This is a genomic window from Nostoc sp., from assembly GCF_036918015.1.
Lineage (GTDB): Bacteria > Cyanobacteriota > Cyanobacteriia > Cyanobacteriales > Nostocaceae > Nostoc.
On the sequence record NZ_JBALEO010000015.1, the window covers coordinates 34,451 to 53,218 of the forward strand.

Genomic DNA, 18,768 nt, shown 5'->3' on the forward strand with positions numbered 1-18,768 from the left:
AGGTTTAATGAATACTGTTGTGCTAAATCTAGAACCGATTGCTCATTTAACCGATGAGCAATTTTATCAATTGTGTATTGCCAATCGTGATGTCAGCCTGGAAATGAACGCATCTGGAGAATTAATAATTGTACCACCAGTAGGAGGAGAAAGCGGAAATCAGGAAGCTGGACTGATTGCTGATTTAGAAATTTGGAATCGTCAAGCTAAATTAGGGAAAGTTTTTAGTTCTTCAACTATCTTTATACTTCCCAACGGTGCAAAACGTTCTCCTGATGCTACTTGGGTAAAATTGGAGCGCTGGGAAGCTTTAACACCAGAACAACGAAAAAAATTTCCGGCACTTGTACCCGACTTTGTGATTGAACTGCGTTCGGACACAGATCGCCTTGCACCAATTCAAGAGAAAATGCAGGAATACATTAAAAATGGTCTGCGCTTGGGTTGGCTGATTAATCCTCAAGATCGCCAAGTTGAAATTTACCGACTTTTAAAAGCTGTAGAAGTTGTGCAAATGCCAGCGATTGTTTCTGGAGAAGATATACTACCTGGATTTGAGTTGCAAGTATAGGTGGGCGATCGCTACCGAGCAAAGACAAGTAGCTCAAATTTATATCTGTAAGTTCGCTTATTTTGAGATGGCAAGAGGCATTAATGCCTTGATAGGAAAGAAATAGTGGGATTTAGATAAAAAATACCCAAAAAAGAGCCTCAAAGCTATGTACAGAAAGTCTTTGACATCCTTTTGCTTAGTTTCTTGATATATCTGGGTTTGGGCTATTTTTGAGTATTTGGTGTATTTCCCTTGCCCTACACGGGTTTGAGGCTTGTTTCTGCCTCCAAAGTATTTAAGTCCCGATAGGACGATTTTCCAACCAAATCGCATAAAAATAGAGTTCTTAGAGCGGGGTAATACTTTAAGGAGAATTGAGAGAAATCGCTAAAACCATTACAATACCTAGAGTTTTCTGATTGTATATAATTTCTGTAACTCCAAAAAAAATCTTATATTCCCTGAATTGCTTGGAATAACAGATTTACTTGTGGAAACTTTCCGACAGAGGAATTAATCTCTGGGAAACGTCCTACGAAATTCAACCAAGCGTGTTAAAAATAGTAACTGAGCCAAAAACATAGCTTTTAAAAGACTACGGAAAGTTGATTATCGAAATACCATCAGCATCTAGGGTAGAAAAATTTAATATAATTAACTGCTCTAAAGAATGGGTAATACTGTTGGTGTACTTGACTAATCAAGCAAGTAATAAGTTTGCAAGTATAAGGTACAGGTTTCAATGGCGCCGCCTCTTGTGTCTGTTCAGATGAAGAAAAATAAGAAACCGTCTCTGGTGCTGACGCTCTCGGCTGCTGGGTTATTGATTGGTGCGGGGAGTGTAGCCTACTGGTTGTTAGCCCAGAGACAAATATCTTCTAGCGATTTGCTAGTAGGTGCAAATATTATTCCTGGTGATGCCCTGTTTGCGGTTTCCTTAACAACAGATCCCCAGCAGTGGCAGAAATTGCGGCAGTTTGGGACAAAAGAAACCCAAACAGAACTGGACAAAAATTTAGTCCAGTTACGCGATCGCTTTCTGACTAATAATGGTTATGACTTCCAAAAAGATATCGCTCCTTGGGTAGGCGATGACATTGCGATCGCAATTCTTGCCCCAACTACAGGGAATAAACCTGCACCCAAACCAGTTACCACTAATGAAAGTGCTGCTAGCGATCAGCAGTCGATGGTAATGGTATTACCAGTAAAAAATTCAGAAATCGCTAAAAGCATTTTGGCACAACCCAAAACCCTTAAACAAGGCAAATGGATTGACCGTATTTATCAAGGGATTGCCATTAAACAAAGTGAGGGGCAAGCAGGGCAAAACTTCTCGGCTGCATTACTAGATGGGCGTTTTGTAGTCATCACTGATAGTCCCAAAGCCACAGAACGAGCGATCGATGCTTATAACAATAAAACATCGCTAGCTACAACAGGGGGCTTTGCGGAGAATTTCCCGAAAATTGCCAACTATCAACCCTTTGCCCAGTTTTATGTAAATGTGCCAACAGCAGCGAAAATAGCCGCAGCTTCTCCAAATCGCCCTTTACCTGCTCAAGTTTTGGCTCAACTGCAAAATAACCAAGGTTTAGCAGGGACAATAACCTTAGAGTCAGAAGGAATCCGCTTTAAGGGCGTTTCTTGGTTAAACCCTAATAGTCAACGTGTACTGGTGGTGGAAAACAAAGCTGGGAAAATGCAAAGCCGCATACCAGCCGAAACCTTAATGATGCTGACTGGCGGTAACTTACAGAGGTTGTGGAGAGACTATGTTTTAACATCTCAAGGAAATCCTTTATCACCGATCGCACCAGAACAGATTAGAGGTGGTATAAAATCGCTTACCGATCTCGATTTAGAGAAGGATTTGCTTAGTTGGATGAAAGGGGAGTTTTCGTTATCAGTGATTCCTGCTACTCCAAAAGAAGGTTCACCAAATGATTTTCGTGCGGGTTTGCTGTTCATGGTACAGACAAGCGATGCCTACGGTGGGCAAAGCCTACGCCAATCAGCCGAAACATCCATCAGTAAGTTGGATGAAGTGATGAAAAATCAATACCAGTTCCAAGTGCAACCGGGGAAAGTCGCAGGTCAATCAGTTGTTAACTGGGTATCACCTTATGGTACATTAACTGCCACCCACGGTTGGTTAGATGGAGATGTCGCCTTCTTGGTAGTGGGCGCTCCCATCACCGATAAAATTGTTCCCAAACCTAACTACACACTAGCTGGCACTCTTCCCTTCCAACAAACAGTTCCTACAGAACCCAATCCGACGAATGGTCAATTTTTCTTGGATGTAGAACGAACTGTGAAAAATTTCCCTTTACCAACTCTAATTCCCAATCAACAAACTTTGCTAGATGCAACGCGCTCAATTGGCATGACATCTGCTGTCAGCGACAATCGCAGTAACCGTTACGATATTTTTATCGAACTTAAAAAAGTTACTAACGCGACTACATTGCCTAGTCCAGAGGGGAGTAAGAGTAACTCTGTTAGATAGGGAGTGGGCAGGGGAGGAGAGGGGCAGGGGTGCAGGGGAGTAGGGGAGCAGGGGAGCAGGGAGATGAGGGGACAAGGAGATAAACAAAACTCTTAACTCCTAACTCTTAACTCCTAACTCAGCACTCAGCACTCAGCACTCCTAATGCCCCATTCCCGATTCTCCTCTAAACATATAGGATCAAAACAGTCAGAATCGATATTTTAAATCATCCACGGAGAGAACACTTTATGAATTTGGTTGTACTCCAGAACTGGCTGGACAATGCGTCCTTTGCCATATTATTCCTGACAATGCTGGTGTATTGGGGAGGAGCGGCTTTTCCGAATCTGCCTTATCTAGCCGCTTTGGGGACAGCTGGAATGGCGATCGCAAATTTGGGCATTGCGACTCTATTAGGGGCACGATGGATCGAAGCTGGTTACTTTCCGTTAAGTAATCTCTATGAATCCCTGTTTTTCTTAACCTGGGGAATTACCGCAGTCCATTTAATTGCCGAAAATAGTAGCCGTAGCCGCTTAGTAGGAGTTGCGACAGCTCCGGTAGCAATGGCTATTACTGCTTTTGCTACTATGACACTACCATCCCAGATGCAAGCGTCAGAACCCCTAGTACCTGCCTTGAAGTCAAATTGGCTGATGATGCACGTCAGCGTCATGATGTTGAGTTATTCTGCTTTGATGGTGGGTTCATTATTAGCGATCGCTTTCTTAATAGTCACTCGCGGTCAAAATATTCAACTACAAGGCAGTTCTGTTGGTACTGGTGGCTATCGCAGCAACGGCTACCGTTTGCACAAAGCATCTGAACTAATTTCTCAACCAACCCCTGCTGTCGAAAATAACGGCTTTTCTCGTTTTGAAACTAGTAGCAACGGCAACGGTAACGGTAACACTGCTGTTTTGAATTTAGTAACTACCCCTGAATCTCAAGCCGTAGCATCTGCTGAACCTCTTTCACCCCAACGCCTTAGCCTTGCCGAAACCCTTGACAACATCAGCTATCGCATCATTGGATTAGGATTTCCCCTGCTGACAATTGGCATCATTGCCGGTGGCGTTTGGGCTAACGAAGCCTGGGGTTCTTACTGGAGTTGGGACCCGAAAGAAACTTGGGCATTAATCACCTGGTTAGTATTCGCCGCCTACCTTCACGCCAGAATTACTCGCGGTTGGCAAGGGCGCAGTCCCGCAATTTTAGCCTCCACTGGCTTGCTTGTGGTTTGGGTTTGCTATCTCGGTGTGAATCTTTTGGGTAAAGGTTTGCATTCTTACGGTTGGTTTTTTTAAGAACCTCACTAAGACAGTACTGAGTATTGAGTATTTTACTTTTACTCATAACTCAGCACTTAGTAAAATCCCGCGTAAAACTATGGTGAGTTAAGTATTTAAGTTGAAACGCAGAGGGGTGAAGAGTTTTTCTTCGCCCCTTTGTGCAATACACAAATTATTACGATAATAACCAAGGACTAACGATCAATGACTAATACTTCGGCTCCCTTCTCTACGAGAGGCTGCGCCAACGACTCCGCTCAGGGCAAGTCGCTCAGTACAAGTGACCAATGACTAAATTATCATTTTATTTCGGATGAACTGTTATATCTCTGGAAAATATAGATTTATTGACAGGAGATTTTTATGGAAGATGGATTCGAGATACTAAACCATGATGAAGTTGTGTCTATACAGCCGGACACTTTTAATAAGTTAAATATTGCTAAAACTTTTAAAGTCCGTGATTTGATTACAGCAATTAAAGAATATGTTGGAGCAGAAGAAACAGACGAAGTAAATTTGTATACCCAAGGATTAAAATGTGAAGTTTTACAATTTAGTACTTTGGGATGGAAAAAAGGAAAAGTTAGACTTGCTTTAGAATTTTGTCCTGATGAATCTGAGTCACCACTTGATGAAATTTTTCAAAAACTCAAACAAGTGGAAAACTAATACCCAATGAGCAAAAGATCCCCGAATTCTTAAATAAGTCGGGGTTCTGAACCTCTCGATGTTTGCAAATAAAATTAGAATGTCCTGAATTACTATCAAAATTAATCAATAAAATAAAGATGTACTAATAACTGAGGAAGAGTAAACCCATCATGCTAAAGTACGATCCATTAGCTTGTTTGCCTTCATCAGAGGAACTGCCAGACTCTGACGATACCCCAGTGGATAACGAATTACAAGATTTGATTCCCGGTTTGCTCAAAGCGCTTCTGGCAATGGCTTGGCCAGAACGCATGGATTGGTTTTTTGGCGTAGATATGGGTATTTATTATGACCCAGACTTACCACCAATAGTACCAGATGGGTTTTTGAGTCTGGGCGTAGAGCGATTTTATGATGAAAACCTCCGCCCCAGTTACGTGCTTTGGGAAGAAAGGATAGTACCAGTATTCGCGCTAGAAGTGGTATCTAAGACATATCGCGGTGAGTACTCGACTAAGAAAGCAGAGTATGCAAGATTGGGAATTTTGTATTATGTAGTTTACAACCCATTTCGTCGCCGTAAGCCACGTTTAGAAGTTTACAAATTAGTTAACAATGTTTATGAATTACATGATGGTAATCCAGTTTGGTTGCCAGAAATAGGTTTAGGAATTGGCATCGAACGAGGAACTTATCTAGGCATACCACGGGAGTGGATGTATTGGTATAACCAACAAGGACAACGGTTTTTAACACCAGAAGAAGACAAAAAACTTGCTCAACAAGCAGCTCAACAAGCAAAACAAGAAGCCCAGCAAGCCCAACGACGCACTCAATTATTAGCAGAACGGTTGCGATCGCTCGGCATAGATCCTGATTCTCTCACCTGAATTGCTATCAAAATTCATTAATGAAATAAAGCATAACAATTGCATAGACGCGGAGTAGCTTGTCGTTAGACATCGCTCGGCATAGATCCTGATTTAATCTAAAATGGAGTTCAAACATTCATCCACGAAGATCAAAGCCTCATTACAGCAATTTTCTTATAATGTAATCATATCTCATCTAGCAGAGGTAAAACTATGACTATTGAACAAACAGTTCTACAAACATTCCGAGAATTACCACCAGATAAACAGCAAGAAGTTTTAGATTTTATTCAATTTCTCCAATATAAATTATCAGTTAAAAAACCATTTTCTATATTTGAACATCAAAAAAGTTTAAGAGAAAGTAAAGACGTTACTGATTTTTGGTCAGCTTTACAAGACTTTAGACAAAGAGTTGATTTAGAAAGTATTGATGATGACACTTTTGAAAATATAAGGGATAAGTCACCAGGAAGAGAAGTTAATTTATGAGTCTAAATTATTTACTAGATACTAATATTTTGTCGGAGGCTAAACGACCTTATCCCAACGAGAAAGTAATGGAAAAGCTAAGATTATATAGACAAGAAACAGCCACAGCTATCCTAGTTATCCATGAAATGTTATATGGTTGTTTACGTCTTCCTATTTCTAAAAAACGTCAAGATATAGAAGATTATATCAGCAACGTAATTTTAGCAGAAATCCCTTTATTTGATTACGATCTAAAATCTGCACAATATCATGCTCAGGAAAGAGCTAGATTATCAAAAATTGGTAAAAATCCTGGATTTATTGATGGGCAAATTGCGAGTATTGCAGTTACAAATAACTTGATTTTAGTAACGAATAATGTAGCAGATTTTCAAGATTTTGATGGTATAAACATAGAAAATTGGTTCATTAATTAAGATACCGCATTGTTTATTCAATTTGTTATGCGTATTGCTTTGGTTTGGACATCACCAATGCGTTCAGTTATTTCCAAAGACTGATTGAAAAGTGCGTAGGCGTAGCCCGTCGTAGACATCGCTCGGCATAGATCCTGATTCTCTCACTTGAATTGCTATCAAAATCTATTAATGAAATAAATCCCATAATCACGAAGACGCGATAAATCGCCGTCTCTACAAAGGAATGATTATTGTAGAGACGGCGATTTATCGCGTCTTTTGCCTTAACCGAACAACATTGCGAGGTTCACAAATGAAGCTCCGAGGTTTATCAACAAAGCTCTGAGCTTCATTAACGAAGCTCCGAGGTTCATTAACGGAGTTCAAAGACTCATTCACGAGTATCAAAGACTCGTCCGCGAGTATCAAAGACTCATTCACGAGTATCAAAGGCTCGTCCACGAGTATTAAAGACTCATTCACGAGTATAAAAGACTCGTCCGCGAGTATCAAAGACTCTCGCGCGAGTATAAAAGACTCGTCCACGAGTATAAAAGACTCTCGCGCGAGTATAAAAGACTCGTCCACGAGTATTAAAGACTCATTACAGCAATTTTCATTTATTTAGAAAACACTCTCGCGTTCTTTTTTGCGCCTTTGCGTGAGACAAAAAATCTTTCCGTCCTGTAATTACGAATTACGAATTACGAATTACGAATTACGCATTACCCTATCAAGGCTTGCACTCACACTTTCAGCGTGTGGTGACTGCAATCGCTGCAAAATCTCTAAAGCTGGTTGCAAATAGGATATCGCTTTAGTGTATTCACCCTGCTGTTCTGCCAAATGTGCTAACCACGCCAGAGTATTTGCTTGAGTTAGGATATCTCCAATGCGTTGAGTTATTTCCAAAGACTGATTGAAAAGTGCGATCGCTTTTTCCACTTCCCCTTTGTCGGCGTAGATATATCCCAGTTGGTGCAACGTCGCCGCTTTGGTTTCGACATCTTCAATCCGTTCATCAATTTCAAGGACTTGATTGTAGAGTGCGATCGCTTCATCCACATCCCCTTTGTTGGCGTAGATATTCCAGACATTGCAACGTCGCCGCTTTGCCTTGGACATCACCAATGCGTTCTTCTATTTCCAAAGACTGATTGAAAAGTGCGATCGCTTCATCCATATCCCCTTTATTGGCGTAGATACGTCCCAGCCAGTGCAACGTCGCCGCTTTGGTTTGGACATCCCCAATACGTTCACTTATTTCCAAAGACTGATTGAAAAGTGCGATCGCTTCATCCATATCCCCTTTGTTGGCGTAGATATATCCTAGATAGTGCAATGTCGCCGCTTTGCCTTGGACATTACCAATGTGTTCTTTTATTTCCAAAGACTGATTGAAAAATGCAATCGCTTGCTCTATTTCCCCTTGGTTGGCGTAGATACTTGCCAGTTGGTGCAACGTCGCCGCTTTCGTTTGGACATTACCAATGCGTTCGTTTATTTCCAAAGACTGATTGTAAAGTGCGATCGCTTCCTCCAATTCCCCTTTGTCGGCATAGATACCTGCCAGATTGTGCAACGTCGACGCTTTACCTTGGATATCACCAATGCGTTCTTTTATTTCCAAAGACTGATTGTAGAGTGCGATCGCTTTATCAACTTCCCCTTTGTTGACGTAGATAGCTGCGAGTTGGTGCAACGTCATTGCTTTGCCTTGGACATCACCAATGCGTTCTTTTATTTCCAAAGACTGATTGTAAAGTGCAATCGCTTGCTCTACTTCCCCTTTGTTAGAGTGAATACCTGCGAGATTGTGCAACGCTGCCGCTTTGCCTTGGACATTTCCAATGCGTTCTTCTATTTCCAAAGATTGATTGAAAAGTGCAATCGCTTGCTCTACTTCCCCTTTGTTAGCGTAAATACCTGCGAGATTGTGCAACGTTGCCGCTTTGCCTTGGACATTTCCAATGCGTTCATTTATTTCCAAAGACTTATTTAAAAGTGCGATCGCTTCATCCACTTCCCCTTTGTTGGCGTAGATATCTGCGAGATTATGCAATGTTGCTGCTTTGCCTTTGACATTTCCAATGTGTTCATTGATTTCCAAAGACTGATTGAAAAGTCCGAGCGCTTGTTCCATTTCCCCTTTGTTGGCGTAGATATTTGCCAGACATTGCAACGTCGATGCTTTGCCTTGGACATATCCAATGCGTTCAGTTATTTCCAAAGACTGATAGAAAAGTCCGAACGCTTCTTCTACTTCCCCTTTATTGGCTTTCAGTATCCCTAAACAATGATAAATTGATGCTAATTCTTGTTCGTCTTCTGCGGGACAAAGATTTAAAGCTTGTTGGTAATAGTTTAATGCTTGCTCAACCTCACCCATTTGGTGTTCACAATAAGCAATTTCTCTGATAACACTATGATTTTTAGTAATTTTTAAGGTTGATTTGCACAAATGTATTGCTTCCCGAAATCGACTTTGATCCCGCAAGTATATCGCCAATGAACTAGCTATTTTCCCCGCAATTCCTTCATCCTTCCCCAACAAAGCCAAGCGATGAATTTCTAAACTTTGTGCTTCCGTAGCAGTTCCCGCCTCCCACCACAGACGATACAAAATTTGTGCAGCTTGTTTATACAACTCTTCACCCTTGGGGTTTTCTGGAAACTCAAGCAACGGTGACAAAATCCGGGGAACACGATACAACCTCTCAGTGTTGTTGGTGAGGGTAACTTCCAACAAACCCAAAATTTCAGCGCGTTGAATATGACTTTCCCAACTTGAGATATCCTCACAAATCGGGGAAATCGCAGCTTGAGGAACAGGTAACTCATACACCAACAACTTCCCCAGCATAAGACGCAAAGCTGGAGTTTGCTGCTTCAGCAATTCTTCAGCCAAAATATCCTCACGAAATTCCTTTTCCTTATCTGCCATCTTTTGCAGAATCATCTCAACTCCCCTCTCGGCTTCTGGCGACTTCGGGGAATTTTGCAAAATCTTATCTAACCATTCCAACAGCCGAGGATTTCCATCAGCTGCTTGTTTGGCACGTTCGGGCAATTCTGGCTGAAATTGCCAACTGCCATTAAACGAATCCAGACGATTATACTTTTTAATTAAATCTGCCCCACCCAAAGCCCCCAGAGGTTCGCGGTACAGACGATGATTCAGTTCCGACAATGTGAAATTGTAGCGACAGGTAATAATTACCTTGTGGGGAAGTTGGGAATTTTGCATCGCCTTCAGCAACGCCAGCAGTACATCCACAACTTGTGGTTGCAAGACATAAACCCCATTTCGTAAATCCAAATTAGCCTCAAAGTCATCCAGCACAAAGGCAAAGCGCTGTTCTTTGGTATTCAGTCCTTCAGTGAAAAACTTGGTGAGGCGCTGCATCAACGGTAACTTGCCATTGAGAATTTCATGCCCCCGTTCCGAGGTACATTGTTCAGCAAGGGTTTTGAGCAGTTTGTCCTCATCCAGTTGCCGAAAGTTCACCAGCCTGTGATAGCCAACCATCCTTTCCAGAAGTCGCGCCGTCACAGTACTCTTACCCACACCCCCCAGTCCGTGAATTAGTACCCCTAATGAAGTGCGAATAGCTTTGAGACAACGTTGCAAAGTCCGCCGTCTGCCAACAAACTCAGAGGGTTTCGCCACCCGCACCAGTTGGGTATCGGGATCTAAAAACTGTTGATAAGCAGGTTCCGGCGCAGAGGGTGGCACATCTCCCAACACATCCACTAACGCACCGGGACATTCTCCCTGGACATATAACCGCAACAAATGCCAGTCACGCACATTCTGTTTAAACAACTGCTGGTAAGTGCTAGCGAGTGCTTCAGCTAATTCATATCCAGCCGCCAATTTCCCGTAGAGGTGCGCGGCGGCGGCTGTAGCTGTCCGATCTTCCACAGGCCGCCCCCAACTTAAAACCGCCCTAGCCCCTTGTGCAATTAGCGCCTCAGCCATTGAAGGGACAGCCCCTTTATCTGGTGCTTGTCCAGTCCGACACCCAGACAAAAACACCAACTTAGGAAAGCGAAACCGAAAGACTTCCGCCAGTTCTGCGGCTGTGGTTTCGTGGCGTTCCCCGATTTCCGTCTCCGTAACAAAATAAGGCGTATTCGGCTCTAAATCTCTCCTCCTCGCTTGCGGGGAGGGGTTGGGGGTGGGGTTCTTTTCCGCTTCAGCAGGAGTAATTGAGGCGTGTCCTGTGAGGTGAAACACATCAAAGTCATTAAAATAGCGACTCCACACCTTACCCAACTCGCTAACGCAACCGCTTTCTTCCACCCGCAAATCTACAGCAAAATCTTGCGTATCTGCCAGAATTCTCGCCTCTTCCTGTTCAAACTCTAACTTTGGTTCCACATCTTCCGGGTCGGTTGCCATAAACAATACTCGCAATTGTCGTGCTTCCACAGAAAACCCTTCCGTTTCTTTCTCAATCCAGCGCAGAGGTAACACCACTGGATTAACCCGCTTCACCAAAAAATCCTCACCATCATGCAGCACTTCCCAAGGTAGATGTGCCAGTTTTTGCTCGGTATCAATAGCAATTACCAACCCCTCACCACGACAGTTAGCAATTCCCCGACTCAACCAGCGTCCATCCCCATCCAACCAAAAAAATAACTGCTGCCCGATTCCTGGTAGATTGGGCAGCAGTTTATAGTAATCTCGTTCACCTTGCTTGAGGAAATCAGCGATTTCTGCTAATTTCAGGCGACGTGATTCATAGTGCTTTATTTGAGGCAGCCAATACCTGAGTTCAACTGTTTCCTGCGTACATTCCCGAAGTTGAATGCGGATAGTTTGCACTTATTTGCTGATAGATTTGAGGATTTCCGTGATTTCCTCTATAGTAGCTTCTTCGAGTAAAATCCTGTTTCCAGTATCAGGGTCAAGAATTACCACATCAAATTGCTTACCTGGATGGGATTTCTGCCATTCTTGATACCACTTGCGAATTTGTTCAGCTAAAGCCGCAACACCACCCACAATACCGATAATAGTAGCGATCGCCGCCAAAGTTCCCTCTTTTTGCGTCGGAACTTCATAGCTTCCCGATATTCCAGGAATTTCTAGCAAAGCTTCGGCTGCTGCTGGTGCGCCTTCCCCTTCAATTCCAACTTGAATTCCTGCCATTAAATCACCTACGAATTTATACAAGATTCTGTATATTATGCGTTGAATTGGCGATAAGCTTCACCTACAGACACAGAGAAGATTGCAAAATTATTTACTTAGTGTTGTACCAATTGTCTAAAATAAGGCAACAGACCCAAATCTGAAAACCCAGATTAAATCTGACTTTCAAAAATTACGAATTACGAATTACGAATTACGAATTAATATGTCTCTTGCTCCTTGGCGAGGTGCGATCGCTCATGCACTCCATCGCAATCGCAGCCTTGTTTATGCCCGTTACCTGCAACTAGCAACGCTACAAGCGAATGGTCGCCCCGCCAATCGTACCCTAGTCTTTCGCGGTTTCCTGGAAAATACAAACCAGCTAAAATTTATCACCGATAACCGTAGCGCCAAAGTCGATCAGATACAGCAACAACCTTGGGCAGAAGTTTGCTGGTACTTCCCCAATACACGAGAACAATTTCGCATCACTGGCTGTTTGACTCTGGTAAGCGGTGATGATTCTGACCAGGATTTACAGCCAGCACGGATTGCCATGTGGCAAGAATTAAGTGATGCGGCGCGTTTACAGTTTGGTTGGCCGCATCCTGGAAAACTCAGAGTTGAAAACCCAGAAGCTTTTGCACCACCAGCACCCGAACCCGTGCAGCCAGTGCCTAATTTTTGTCTACTGCTACTCGATCCAGTGCAGGTTGATCACTTAGAATTACGTGGCGAACCACAAAATCGATGTCTTTACCACCGTAACGATCGGCAAGAGTGGTCTAGCCAAGCGATTAATCCTTAAATATTGGAATAGAGACGCGATTAATTGCGTCTCTACAGGAGTTAGGAGTTGGAAACTGCAAACCTGCATTTATAATTTTTATTCCTCACTCCTCACTCTTAACTTCTCACTTTTTAAATGCCAGCACCATCTAGAAATTCCTGGATAGTCTTATCCTTGAGGTTGCACCAGCGAGTATCGTGGATTAGCTCATCCTCTTTCGCTGCTAAACAACCCACTAAAACAGGAGTTTTCTCTGAAGAATTGCGCTGAAGAGTTTGTATTTGTTCTTCCAACGCTTCAATGCGGTCTACTAACGCACGAATTACTTGAGCTTCTGAATCTGGTAAGTTATTGTGTTCAAGAGGTGAAACCCGAACTCCAGAACGATACATAATGCGCCCAGGCACACCTACCACAGTACAGTCTGAAGGCACATCTCTTAAAACAACAGAACCAGCACCAATACGGACATTATTGCCAATTTGGATATTGCCCAGTACCTTCGCTCCAGCTCCGACTACGACATTTTCACCCACAGTAGGATGGCGCTTACCACATTCTTTACCAGTACCTCCAAGGGTGACACCTTGATAAATTAGAGCATAGTCTCCCACGATCGCAGTTTCACCAATTACTACACCCATCCCGTGGTCAATAAACACACTTTGCCCAATTGTTGCACCAGGGTGAATTTCAATTCCAGTCAAAAACCGAGCCAAGTGAGAAATCAGGCGGGGAATAAAGGGAAGACCAACACTATACAGCCAGTGAGCCAGCCTATGGAATAACAGGGCTTGCAAACCAGGGTAACAAAATAAAACTTCCAACCAGTTACGGGCAGCTGGGTCACGTTCAAATATGATACGAAAGTCAGCACGCAGTATAGATAGCACGAGATAGCACCCTCGGAAAGCACAACAAGCTACTCTCCCATATTATCCTCTCAGGTGTTACACCTAAAAATTGGGCATCCCTTCTCTGCGAGACGCTACGCGTAGCTTGCTTCCCCGTAGGGGTACGCTCAGGGCAAGTGGGAATGGGGCATTGGGCATTGCTTGGTTCATCTTCCCCATGCCCAATTCACTGTTGCTCCACTTTCAGAGTATAATCACGCTTAACTCCAGGGTTAAATGTACCTACCCAAATCCGATACGTGCCCCTTTTCCAGTTGCGATCGCTAACGCTAGCATCTTTACTTTTGCCAGTGTCATCGCCGCAACGAATTGTTGTTTTATCTGGGCCTTGAATGATTAAAGTGGTGTCGTTGTTGTTGCTATCGACTTGGATTGTTAGCTGGGAAAAGTCTTTTTCCAAAACCATAATGTGATCTGGATTGGGATCGGCAAAGCCAATGCAGGCTTTTTGATCGCGATCGCGGTTACTTATGGCAGACAATGAGTAAGAACCACCTGTAAACCCTTGCACTGTTCCTTGTGCTGAATCAAAGTTTGTTGATAAATTGAAACTGCCAAAGTTTGCTGTCTGTGCTATTGCAGGGGTAGCTGTGATGGTGGTAAGTATAGCCAACAGCCAACTGCCGCGAAACTGAAGTCGGGGGCAACAGTATTTCATAGTAGCCCTCCAACAGGCTTTTAAATTAGTGATGATATATACATATTCTAGTGAAAAAATTCCAGTGAAATTTCAGTTGGTTGTGCCACATTCAAATGTGCCACAGTTAATGTTTTGGAAAGTGGACAGCTAATTGCTAGGTTCTTTCTGGATCTCGACAGCAGCATTAAATCGCATCCGAGTGAGGAATTTTGGCACTCAAACTATTAACTAGCAAATATTACATAAAACCTACGTAAATGTGATGAGGCAAGAAAGTACAGAAGGTAAAGGTAAAGAATTCTTTTACCTTTACCTTCTGCACCTGAGCTTCTATGAAAATCTCACGAATTATTGAGTTTGAAGAAAACGCCTCCTTTAAGCGATCGCGTGTCAGTTCCATAACTACTGACTGTGAGCGATCGCAGATTATTAAAAAACGGTTTCGCTAAGACTTCCACTAGTTTGAGAACAGGTACTTGACGCTCTAACAAATTCTGACTCTTTGTCCAGTCAAGATATACATAACCTTGGTTTGGTAAGGGAATTGCCGCGATACTATCTTTGAAATTGGGATTGTCAATTAAGGAATTATCCTTGATTGTAAGGATTTCATCCATCGTTTCTAAGTCAGAGGTGAAAATTTCGTAATTTCCTAAAGTTGTATGCAATCCCTGTACTTTTGTTTCAATGCTGAAAGATGATCCTTCTTTAACATCACTTTTTTTTGTAGCCGTAGTTAACTCTGTCCAAGCGAAGATTTTTTGCTTGTCTATAGTTAAGGGATTAATACTGAGTCCATTGGATGAGGCGATCGCATCTAATCGAGCAACGCCTTTTTCTACACTCTCGGATTTTTCTGCCACAAAAATCCAATGAGGGATTGTTTGGTCTTTCGCAGGTAACAATGCTATGGCATATTCTCCTTGTACCCAGCTAAAAATATCCTCTGGTAAGTTTATACCCCAGCGTTTTTGAACATCTGCCAAAGGTTTTGCTAACCGCGAAACCACATCTTCCCCAGAACCATATATGGTAGCTGTGGCTTGTTTCCAGAGTTTGGCTAGATCGCTATCACCCAAATTACTCAAATTTGAGCCAGAAATTGCTAAACCTGCGGATGCTGGAACATATTGCAATGCTCCCACAGGTTTAGATAACGGTGCAGATGGAGGGACAATTTCCGATGAAGTCAAAAAGGTGGTTTCTGCCAGTAATCCTTTGGAATTTAACACCAAGGATATAATTTGGCTGTTATAAAGTTGTTCTGGTAACTCTAAGCCTTGCCATTTTGCCACGATGGGAAGATTCAAGAAAGCTACAGCTAATCCCCCTTTGAGCCGTTCTTTGGTAGCTTTTTGGTATTCGGGGGAGCTAGTTAAATTCAAATCGGGCGCTTGGACGTTATTGATAGCATCTCGTAGTACTTTCGGATCGTTGGCAAATAAGACGAAGCCTTCACCGACAACAGCACCAGCAAGCAAATCTTGTTCTGGTTGAGAATTGTCAGAAATCAGTTTTACACCTTTATATTGTTCAACAGCTAAGGTTGCTCCGGCTAACGCTCGTTTAGAAAACAACAATTCGACAAACTCGCGGCTTTTCTCCGGTTGCTTGGTTGCTAGTGCTAACAAATACCCTGGCTGTTGTCCGTTTTCTGGATCGCGATCGATATCTAAGGTAGCGATCGCTAATGTAATTTCGTCCCCTAACCAGGGTTGAATGTCTTGTTTGTAATCTATGCCACTCTTGGCGAATAAACTGGTTTTGAGTTTAGATAGTTCCTCTTCGCGCTCCAACGCCTGCAAACGGTCAGGATTCGTCAATAATGAAACCATTGCAGGAGAAAGTTTCGACACAAATATGGCTGCACCAGGCCCAGAGCTAGAACCAATGAGGTTAGCCGGACTTTTAGCGAAAAACCAGTAAAAGCCTGCGATCGCAATTACTAGCAGGGCGATCGCCCCAGCGACGATAAAACCGATAAATGAACGTTGCCTATTCACATTAAACCTATTAAAAAAGACGGTTTACAGCCATTTAAGCAGAAAGCCTAGCAGAATTAATCAACCCACTTGAGAATGGATGCTGATGTCAAGGCAGAAATTTTCTGTCACCATAAATAGTATTAGGACTGTTTACAAAAACCTCATGACAGGGAACTCATGAATCAAATTAGTGTAGAAGAACTGGCGCAACGTCTTTCTTCTAGTGATGCAAGTATTCAGCTAGTAGATGTGCGTGAACCAGGAGAATTGGCGATCGCTAGCATTGAGGGCTTTGTCAACCTACCTTTAAGTCAATTTACCGAATGGGGAGATCAAGTACCTACCCTCTTCAATCCCCAAGCTGAAACCCTTGTGCTATGCCACCACGGCATCCGCTCTGCCCAAATGTGCCAATGGTTGATTGCTCAAGGTTTTACAAATGTGCAAAATATTTCGGGTGGTATTGATGCCTATTCCCAATTAGTAGACCCTTTAATTCCCCAGTATTAGCTTCTGCTCGGATACGTCATTCAGATGGAACTTACTCTTCCATCTGACTTTTGCTATGCTAAAGATAGAAGTACATCAGTTTAGAGGCTTGCCGGAAAGTTTGAAATTTGGGCATCAAGTACATCTGCACAAAAATGTTGGATTGCCCTAAATTACAATTCGGTAGTGCCCCCTGCAAGAAATACGTATCTAACAATACTGTTGCAATCACAAATTTATGCAAAAGTACGGTTAGGAAAAAGCATCACAAGGGTACATTATAACTAGCAGCTTTTGCAAAAAAATTGAGCTACTATTCTAACCCTACTCTTAAAAAATGCTTTGTACACAAACTTTAAAAATACTTATCATAATATAGTTATATAATTTGATACCTTAATAAATTATTAATATTCTCTGTTTTCGATTAAATCCAAAAATTTCTTCAGAGTTTGATTAAAATTTGCCTTCAGCAAAACATACCATAATGGAAGTTCAGTTAACAAATCGACAACAGCATATACTTTGGGCAACGGTACGTCACTATATTGCTACGGCAGAGCCAGTTGGTTCAAAGGCTTTGGTTGAGGAGTACGATCTGGGTGTAAGCTCGGCGACAATTCGCAATGTGATGGGCGTTTTAGAAAAGTCTGGATTACTCTACCAACCACACGCTTCTGCTGGACGTGTACCTTCAGATTCAGGCTATCGCATTTATGTTGACCAGCTAATTACACCTTCTCTGCGTTCGCGCAGCGTTCCGCAGGGAAGTGGTGCTGAAACTTTAGGGCGAGAAGTAGAGGTAGCACTGCAAAAGCATCTCCAGTGGGAAGATCGCAGTTTAGAAACCTTGCTGCAAGGAGCCGCGCAGATTTTAGCAACCTTGAGTGGTTGCATTAGCTTGATCACAATGCCGCAAACGACTACAGCGTTATTGCGACATCTGCAATTAGTGCAAATTGAAGCTGGGCGGATCATGTTGATTGTGGTGACTGATGGTTACGAGACACATTCCAAATTGATGGATTTGTCGCCAACACCAGAAGAAACCCAGCGGGATTCAGAGGTAATCGATCGCGAGTTACAGATTGTTTCTAACTTTTTGAATACCCACTTGCGGGGGCGAAGTCTGTTGGAATTAGGCAACCTCAACTGGAGCGAACTAGATCAAGAATTCCAACGCTACGGGGAATTTTTGAAAAACTCAGTTGCCGAATTGACTCGTCGCACTCTCGCGCCGACTGCAACCCAAATTATGGTTCGGGGTGTGTCAGAAGTTTTGCGCCAGCCAGAATTTTCCCAGTTACAGCAAGTACAAACAATTATCCACCTGCTGGAAGAAGAACAAGACCAACTGTGGCGATTAATATTTGAAGAACCAGAACCAGAGGATGGTGGAAAACCAAAGGTAACGGTTCGCATTGGCGCAGAAAATCCATTAGAACCGATACGCACCTGCACCTTGATTTCTTCTAACTATCGCCGAGGTTCGATACCCGTAGGAAGTGTGGGAGTTTTGGGGCCAACGCGCCTAGATTATGAAAGTGCGATCGCAGTAGTAGCATCTGCTGCTGATTACCTCTCAGAAGCTTTCAGTTATTTCAATCCTTAAATCATATCAGGTGATATTTAGGGATAAACTACTAAGGGTGTAAACGAATAGACAATATAATAGCAGGCAGATAGCCCAATTTATAGCGGCAAAATCAATAATTAATACTACCAAAATCTTTCATGGTTAGAAAAATTGCCTTTGGCTTGCTGTGGCTAGGATTTGTGGTCTATGCTTTTTTCCTCGCGCCTCCCGATCAACCCGGTACATTCGAGTTAATTAAAAACCTTTCTATTGGCCAGTGGCAAGATATTAACCCGTTAGTCATAGCACTATTCAACCTTATGGGTATCTGGCCTCTTATTTACAGCGCAGTAGTCTTTATTGATGGTAGAGGACAAAAAATAGTGCGATTCGTTGATTAGTAAATCACGGTATCCAGTCCGCAAATAACTAATCCAGCCCGACAGCAGATTACTGTCAATAAAGGCTGA

General features: G+C 42.7%; 16 protein-coding genes and 1 pseudogene. 11 read left to right on the top strand and 6 right to left on the bottom strand.

Annotation, left to right across the window (positions count from 1 at the left end; all coding sequences use genetic code 11):
- Nucleotides 1-7: 7 nt before the first annotated feature.
- The 7 genes from V7K61_RS04170 to V7K61_RS04200 all read left to right on the top strand — a co-directional run bounded on the left by V7K61_RS04170 (nucleotide 8) and on the right by V7K61_RS04200 (nucleotide 6,776).
- Nucleotides 8-571: a Uma2 family endonuclease gene (locus tag V7K61_RS04170; protein ID WP_335051186.1), complete on the top strand. Its 564-nt coding sequence runs from the start codon at nucleotides 8-10 to the stop codon at nucleotides 569-571.
- A 724-nt stretch (nucleotides 572-1,295) separates the two neighbouring features.
- Complete coding sequence (locus V7K61_RS04175; RefSeq protein ID WP_335051188.1) at nucleotides 1,296-3,065, top strand: DUF3352 domain-containing protein; 1,770 nt, start codon at nucleotides 1,296-1,298, stop codon at nucleotides 3,063-3,065.
- A 230-nt stretch (nucleotides 3,066-3,295) separates the two neighbouring features.
- A complete protein-coding gene (gene ccsB, locus V7K61_RS04180) occupies nucleotides 3,296-4,354 on the top strand; it encodes a c-type cytochrome biogenesis protein CcsB (RefSeq protein WP_335051190.1) in 1,059 nt (352 codons plus the stop codon).
- 348 nt (nucleotides 4,355-4,702) lie between these two features.
- A complete protein-coding gene (locus V7K61_RS04185; protein ID WP_335051192.1) occupies nucleotides 4,703-5,011 on the top strand; it encodes a KGK domain-containing protein in 309 nt (102 codons plus the stop codon).
- Nucleotides 5,012-5,163: 152 nt separating this feature from the next.
- The gene (locus V7K61_RS04190) at nucleotides 5,164-5,883 is read left to right on the top strand and encodes a Uma2 family endonuclease (protein WP_335051195.1); all 720 of its coding nucleotides are present in this window, start codon (nucleotides 5,164-5,166) and stop codon (nucleotides 5,881-5,883) included.
- Nucleotides 5,884-6,078: 195 nt separating this feature from the next.
- Nucleotides 6,079-6,357 (top strand): DUF2281 domain-containing protein, encoded by a 279-nt coding sequence (locus V7K61_RS04195; protein ID WP_335051197.1) that lies wholly within the window; start codon nucleotides 6,079-6,081, stop codon nucleotides 6,355-6,357.
- The gene (locus tag V7K61_RS04200; protein WP_335051199.1) at nucleotides 6,354-6,776 is read left to right on the top strand and encodes a type II toxin-antitoxin system VapC family toxin; all 423 of its coding nucleotides are present in this window, start codon (nucleotides 6,354-6,356) and stop codon (nucleotides 6,774-6,776) included. The genes V7K61_RS04195 and V7K61_RS04200 overlap by 4 nt, the downstream gene beginning before the upstream one ends.
- Nucleotides 6,777-7,469: 693 nt before the next feature.
- Here the strand turns inward: V7K61_RS04200 and V7K61_RS04205 are convergent.
- The 3 genes from V7K61_RS04205 to V7K61_RS04215 are packed head-to-tail and all read right to left on the bottom strand — an operon-like array spanning nucleotide 7,470 to nucleotide 11,919.
- The gene (locus tag V7K61_RS04205; protein ID WP_335051201.1) at nucleotides 7,470-7,883 is read right to left on the bottom strand and encodes a tetratricopeptide repeat protein; all 414 of its coding nucleotides are present in this window, start codon (nucleotides 7,881-7,883) and stop codon (nucleotides 7,470-7,472) included.
- A complete protein-coding gene (locus V7K61_RS04210) occupies nucleotides 7,816-11,592 on the bottom strand; it encodes a tetratricopeptide repeat protein (protein WP_335051203.1) in 3,777 nt (1,258 codons plus the stop codon). The genes V7K61_RS04205 and V7K61_RS04210 overlap by 68 nt, the downstream gene beginning before the upstream one ends.
- On the bottom strand, nucleotides 11,593-11,919 hold the full coding sequence (locus V7K61_RS04215) for a hypothetical protein (protein WP_335051205.1): 327 nt from the start codon (nucleotides 11,917-11,919) through the stop codon (nucleotides 11,593-11,595). It lies immediately after the preceding gene.
- 208 nt (nucleotides 11,920-12,127) lie between these two features.
- Here V7K61_RS04215 and V7K61_RS04220 point away from each other — a divergent pair, with 208 nt between their 5' ends.
- On the top strand, nucleotides 12,128-12,712 hold the full coding sequence (locus V7K61_RS04220) for an Npun_F5749 family FMN-dependent PPOX-type flavoprotein (RefSeq protein WP_335051207.1): 585 nt from the start codon (nucleotides 12,128-12,130) through the stop codon (nucleotides 12,710-12,712).
- A gap of 113 nt (nucleotides 12,713-12,825) precedes the next feature.
- Here the strand turns inward: V7K61_RS04220 and cysE are convergent, their stop codons facing one another.
- The 3 genes from cysE to V7K61_RS04235 form a co-directional block, all read right to left on the bottom strand.
- The gene (gene cysE / locus V7K61_RS04225) at nucleotides 12,826-13,587 is read right to left on the bottom strand and encodes a serine O-acetyltransferase (protein ID WP_335051209.1); all 762 of its coding nucleotides are present in this window, start codon (nucleotides 13,585-13,587) and stop codon (nucleotides 12,826-12,828) included.
- 187 nt (nucleotides 13,588-13,774) lie between these two features.
- Nucleotides 13,775-14,266 carry a hypothetical protein gene (locus tag V7K61_RS04230; protein WP_335051211.1) on the bottom strand — a complete coding sequence of 164 codons (492 nt, stop codon included), beginning with the start codon at nucleotides 14,264-14,266 and terminating at the stop codon, nucleotides 13,775-13,777.
- Nucleotides 14,267-14,589: 323 nt separating this feature from the next.
- A complete protein-coding gene (locus tag V7K61_RS04235) occupies nucleotides 14,590-16,251 on the bottom strand; it encodes a DUF3352 domain-containing protein (protein WP_335051213.1) in 1,662 nt (553 codons plus the stop codon).
- Nucleotides 16,252-16,410: 159 nt separating this feature from the next.
- Between V7K61_RS04235 and V7K61_RS04240 the strand changes: the two genes are divergently transcribed.
- The 3 genes and pseudogenes from V7K61_RS04240 to V7K61_RS04250 all read left to right on the top strand — a co-directional run.
- Nucleotides 16,411-16,743, top strand: a complete 333-nt coding sequence (locus tag V7K61_RS04240; RefSeq protein ID WP_335051215.1) for a rhodanese-like domain-containing protein — start codon at nucleotides 16,411-16,413, stop codon at nucleotides 16,741-16,743.
- A gap of 466 nt (nucleotides 16,744-17,209) precedes the next feature.
- Nucleotides 17,210-18,334, top strand: a complete 1,125-nt coding sequence (gene hrcA, locus V7K61_RS04245; RefSeq protein WP_335051217.1) for a heat-inducible transcriptional repressor HrcA — start codon at nucleotides 17,210-17,212, stop codon at nucleotides 18,332-18,334.
- Between the two features lie 122 nt (nucleotides 18,335-18,456).
- Nucleotides 18,457-18,681, top strand: a pseudogene (locus V7K61_RS04250) (DUF2834 domain-containing protein); the annotation flags it as partial.
- Between the last annotated feature and the right edge of the window lie 87 nt (nucleotides 18,682-18,768).